Source organism: Streptomyces sp. NPDC093064 (assembly GCF_044754605.1).
In the GTDB taxonomy this organism is placed as follows: Bacteria; Actinomycetota; Actinomycetes; order Streptomycetales; family Streptomycetaceae; genus Streptomyces.
In genome coordinates this window covers 1-4,659 of sequence record NZ_JBIVPK010000093.1, presented here as the reverse complement: position 1 = coordinate 4,659, position 4,659 = coordinate 1, and the positions used below count along the sequence as shown (strand labels likewise).

4 protein-coding genes are annotated in these 4,659 nt (G+C 71.8%); 2 read left to right on the top strand and 2 right to left on the bottom strand.

The window, feature by feature from the left end:
• Nucleotides 1-715 precede the first annotated feature (715 nt).
• A complete protein-coding gene (glgX, locus tag ACIQFZ_RS41815; protein ID WP_383062942.1) occupies nucleotides 716-2,860 on the bottom strand; it encodes a glycogen debranching protein GlgX in 2,145 nt (714 codons plus the stop codon).
• Nucleotides 2,857-3,369: a pep a2 gene (locus tag ACIQFZ_RS41810; protein ID WP_365426735.1), complete on the bottom strand. Its 513-nt coding sequence runs from the start codon at nucleotides 3,367-3,369 to the stop codon at nucleotides 2,857-2,859. Before ACIQFZ_RS41810 ends, glgX begins: the two co-directional genes overlap by 4 nt.
• 307 nt (nucleotides 3,370-3,676) lie before the next feature.
• On the opposite strand from ACIQFZ_RS41810, the gene ACIQFZ_RS41805 reads away from it, so the two are divergent.
• Together ACIQFZ_RS41805 and ACIQFZ_RS41800 are read left to right on the top strand one after the other, a co-directional pair.
• Nucleotides 3,677-3,979 carry a DUF5133 domain-containing protein gene (locus ACIQFZ_RS41805; RefSeq protein WP_361413625.1) on the top strand — a complete coding sequence of 101 codons (303 nt, stop codon included), beginning with the start codon at nucleotides 3,677-3,679 and terminating at the stop codon, nucleotides 3,977-3,979.
• Nucleotides 3,980-4,050: 71 nt separating this feature from the next.
• The coding region (locus ACIQFZ_RS41800; RefSeq protein ID WP_376654538.1) for a maltotransferase domain-containing protein at nucleotides 4,051-4,659 on the top strand (609 nt) is incomplete at its 3' end.

The window sequence follows — 4,659 nt, the reverse complement described above, 5'->3', positions numbered from 1 at the left end:
AGACACCGGCCACGGCCCGACGCAAACGCCGCACGCCCACGGCCGCCGAGATCCACGCCGACAGCGCCCTGCGCGAGGGCCCCGACGAAGCCATACTCCGTAACCGGGACGGCGCCCAGTTCACGGTGACATCCCGCCGCGAGGCCTGAACAACCGACCGCCCCAACCATCGGCCGACGCTCGCGCCACGTGCCCGCGCCACCGGGTCCGCGCAGGCAGCGACCCGCGCGCGAGCCCCGACAAAGCCGTAGCCCCCGCGACCCGGACGGCGCCCAGTTCACGGTGACATCCCGCCACCAGGAGGCCTGAACAAGCCGCCCGTCCCCACCGCCGGCCACCGGCCACCGGCCGACGCAAGCGCCGAAGCGGTGTCGCGTGGTCAGGTGCACCGGAGCGGACGCCTGGCATCGCGGCACGCACAACACGGAGCCCGTCGCGTGCACCCCGGAGCAAGGTCCGGTGCGCCGGCGCAGGCGCGGGCCGCAGATCCCGGTCCGGGCCGGTCGGAGGTTCCGCCCGGGGCCGGAGATCCCGTGCCCGGTACGGGTCGGAGGACGTGTGGGTGCTTCGGAACCCATGGCGCCGGCCCCGGCACAGCGACAGGCCCAGGTCGCCGTCGGGTACGGCACACGGGGTGGAAGGCCGCTCCAGCCCACCCGGGCCGGGGAGCGCATCACCGGGCTGCCGATCCCGCTCGGCGCGCGCCCGGCTGTGGTCAGTGGGGAGTCTTCGGGGGGCGGGACAGGAGGATCAGGCTGCGGGGGTCGGCGCGGAGGGTGCCGCCGGGTTTGTGCTCGGCCTCGTCCGGGGGACCCAGGGGTTCGGCGGTGTCGAGGAGGGTGGTCCAGCGGTCGCCGTAGGCGCGGCCGGGCAGGCGGAAGTCGACCGGTTCCCAGTAGCCGTTGAGCAGCAGGAGGAAGGAGTCGTCCACCAAGGAACGGCCCTGCCGGTCGGGCTCGGCGATGGCGTCGCCGTTGAGGAAGACCGTGACGGAGTGCGCGTCGGAGCGCTGCCAGTCCTCCTCCGCCATCGCGCGGCCGTCCGGCAGCAGCCACACCAGGTCGGGCAGCGGCTGGTCGTTCCGGGTCGTCGTGTCCCCCTGGAAGAAGCGGCGCCGGCGCAGCACGGGGTGGGCGCTGCGCAGGCCGATCAGGTACCGCGTGAAGTCCGCGAGATCCCGCTGCTCTCGGGTCAGCCGCCAGTCGATCCAGGAGACCTCGTTGTCCTGGCAGTAGGCGTTGTTGTTGCCGCCCTGGGTGCGCCCCAGTTCGTCGCCGTGGCACAGCATCGGGATGCCCTGCGAAAGCAGCAGCGTGGCAAGGAAGTTGCGCTGCTGACAAGCTCTCAGTTCCAGGACGGCCGGGTCGCCGGTCTCCCCCTCCGCCCCGCAGTTCCAGGACCGGTTGGCGCTCTCGCCGTCCCGGTTGCCCTCGCCGTTCGCCTCGTTGTGCTTGTCGTTGTACGACACCAGGTCGAGCAGCGTGAACCCGTCGTGCGCGGTCACGAAGTTGACGCTGGCGCGCGGCCTGCGCCGGTTGTGGGCGTACAGGTCGGCGGACCCGGTCAGCCGGGAGGCGAACTCGCCGAGCGTGTGCTCCTCGCCGCGCCAGAAGTCCCGTACCGCGTCCCGGTACAGGCCGTTCCACTCCGACCACAGCGGCGGGAAGTTGCCCACCTGGTAGCCGCCCTCGCCGACGTCCCACGGCTCCGCGATCAGCTTCACACGGCTGATCACCGGGTCCTGCTGGATCAGGTCGAAGAACGCCGACAGCCGGTCCACCTCGTGGAACTGCCGGGCCAGCGTGGCCGCGAGGTCGAAGCGGAACCCGTCGACGTGCATCTCGGTGACCCAGTACCGCAGCGAGTCCATGATCAGCTGCAACACGTAGGGGTGGCGCATCAGCAGGCTGTTGCCGGTGCCCGTGGTGTCGTAGTAATGCGCCCAGTCGCCGTCGACCAGGCGGTAGTACGAGGCGTTGTCGATGCCCCGGAGGGACAGCGTCGGGCCCTTCTCGTTGCCCTCGGCGGTGTGGTTGTAGACCACGTCGAGGATCACCTCGAGCCCGGCCGCGTGCAGCGCCTTGACCATCGACTTGAACTCGGCGACCTGCTGCCCGCGCATGCCGCCGGCGGCATAGCCGTTGTGCGGCGCGAAGAAGCCGATGGTGTTGTAGCCCCAGTAGTTGGAAAGGCCCCGGCCCTGGAGCACGCCGTCGTGCACGAACTGGTGGACCGGCATCAGCTCGATCGCCGTCACACCCAGCGAGGTCAGGTGCTCGATCACCGCCGGGTGCGCCAACCCTGCGTAGGTGCCGCGCAGTTCGGGCGGCACCTCGGGATGGGTGCGGGTCAGGCCGCGTACGTGCGCCTCGTAGATCACGGTGTCGGAGTACGCCCGCCGCGGCGGACGGTCGTCGCCCCAGTCGAAGGTCGGGTCGGTCACCACGCCCAGCATGGTGTGCCCGGCGCTGTCGGCCGGGTCCGGGCCGTGCGCGGCCCGCTCGTACAGCGAGGGGTGGTTGTCGATCTGCCCGTCCACCGCCGTGGCATAGGGGTCGAGGAGCAGTTTCCTCGGGTTGCACCGGTGGCCGGCGGACGGGTGCCAGGGCCCGTGCACGCGGTATCCGTAGCGCTGCCCCGGCCCGACACCGGGCAGGTAGCCGTGCCACACGAAGCCGTCGACCTCGGTCAGCGGCACCGCGCGATGGGTGCCGGCGTCGTCCACCAGGACCAGGTCGACGCGCTCGGCCACCTCGCTGAACAGCGCGAAGTTGGTGCCCTTCCCGTCGAACGCCGCCCCCAGCGGGTAGGGGTACCCGCTCCACACGGGTACCCCTTTCCGTCGTCTTCGCCCGGTCATAGGGCCGCTTCCAGCACGGCCTGCGGCGCGCTGAGCGGAGAGGCCAGTGCCGTGACCGGCATCTCGCGCGGCGTCTGCAGACCCTCGCGCAGGGTCGGGTCCGGGGCCGTCGGGACCAGCGGGACGCGCACCCCGGCGCGGGCCCGCTGCGAAAACCAGATGATCTTGCTGCCGGTCCGGGAGGCGCAGCAGCCCCAGCCGTCACTGGTTGCCGCGATGCGGGCCAGGCAGCCGCGCAGGTCCTGGTCGGGACGCAGGTCGTGGTTGTTCTCCCCGACGGCGGTGATCAGGTGCTGGCCGGTCCACCACATCTCGATGGAGGTGTGCTTGTCGGTGGCATGCTCGTCGATGGCCTTCAGCAGCATCTCGGCACCCCCGCACACGGGGTCGACGAGGTCCTCCAGGTCCCAGAAACGCAGGTGCGCGGCCAGTATGCGCCTGACCTGCCCGACCCGTTCCGGGCTGACTTCCACGTCGAGGTGGTAGTAACAGGGCACTGCGGTCTTCATCGTCGTTGGCTCCTCACCGGCGAGGCCCACGCTCCGCTCCCGCAGGTGCGAGGAGCCCCGAAATCACGAAGCGTGAACATCTGTTGCCTCTGAGTCAGAATCCACAGTGCGCGCGCTACGCCATTCGTGCAACACGAGCAGGTCAGCGCACTTGTTGAAGATCCAACAGGACGCTGTGTCGTTGAACGTGCACCATGAGTGAAGTCTCGAGCGCCGTAAACGGGACCGCTGCCCACGCGTGCGCGGTCGCCGCCCCGGCTGTCGGGGAAACGAGCCCATCGAGCGCATCCGAAAGGTGAACGGCGCCATGCTGCTACCCGCCAAAGCCGAAGTCGCCCGGCATCTGCGCCGCTACCGGGCGTGGGAACGCGCGATGCTCGCGTCGCCCGACGACCGCCGGGTGCGGTCCACCTTCGAGGACTCGGGCTACACCCTGTGCGTGCTGATGGGCAAGCGCTGCGCGCGGGAGGCCGCGGACGCCGCCGAGCGCTATCTGTGCACCAGCCTCGGCACCTACCTGCGGGAGCAGAGCGGCCGGCCGCACCGGAGCGCCGTCCCCCGCCGGGGCCCGCCGAAGGCGGCCCAGAGGCGTTCCCGCGCCGGGAGGTAGATCCCGCCCGGCACGACCCGATTCCCCGGCCGGGCGCGAGCCCGGCCTTGAGCACGGTGGAGGTGACACCCATGAGTTCGAACCCGAGCCAGGCCGCCAGTACGGCCTCGAGTACGGCCCCGAGGATCGGCCGCATCCCGGTGCGGGACGTCCGTCCGGCCGTGGAGGGCGGCAGGCGAGCGGCCAAGGCGGTCGCGGGAGAGACGTTCCCTGTCACCGCCACCGTGTTCCGCGAGGGCCACGACGCGGTGGCCGCCAACGTGGTGCTGACGGATCCGGAGGGCCGGCCCGGCCCATGGACGCCGATGCGCGAGCTGGCTGCCGGCACCGACCGCTGGGGCGCCGAGGTCACTCCGGGTGCGGTCGGCCGCTGGACGTACCACGTGGAGGCCTGGGCGCATCCGGTCGCCACCTGGCGCCGCGTCGCGTCCGTCAAGGTTCCGGCCGGCATCGACGCCGGACTGGTGCTGGAGGAGGGGGCCGTTCTGCACACCCGGGCGGCGGCCGGAGTGCCGCAGGGAGCGGAGCGGGACACCGTGCTCGCCGCGGCGGCGGCGCTCCAGGACGACTCGCTGCCGGTGATGACCAGGCTGGCGGCGGCGTTGACGCCGGAGGTGGACGCGGCCTTGGCCCGGCATCCGCTGCGGGACCTGGTCACCGCCTCCGAACCGCTCGGCCTG

Coding starts and splice junctions, on each gene's coding strand:
- glgX (WP_383062942.1), bottom strand. CDS start 2,860: ATGACCGGGCGAAGACGACGGAAAGGGGTACCCGTGTGGAGCGGGTAC.
- ACIQFZ_RS41810 (WP_365426735.1), bottom strand. CDS start 3,369: ATGAAGACCGCAGTGCCCTGTTACTACCACCTCGACGTGGAAGTCAGC.
- ACIQFZ_RS41805 (WP_361413625.1), top strand. CDS start 3,677: ATGCTGCTACCCGCCAAAGCCGAAGTCGCCCGGCATCTGCGCCGCTAC.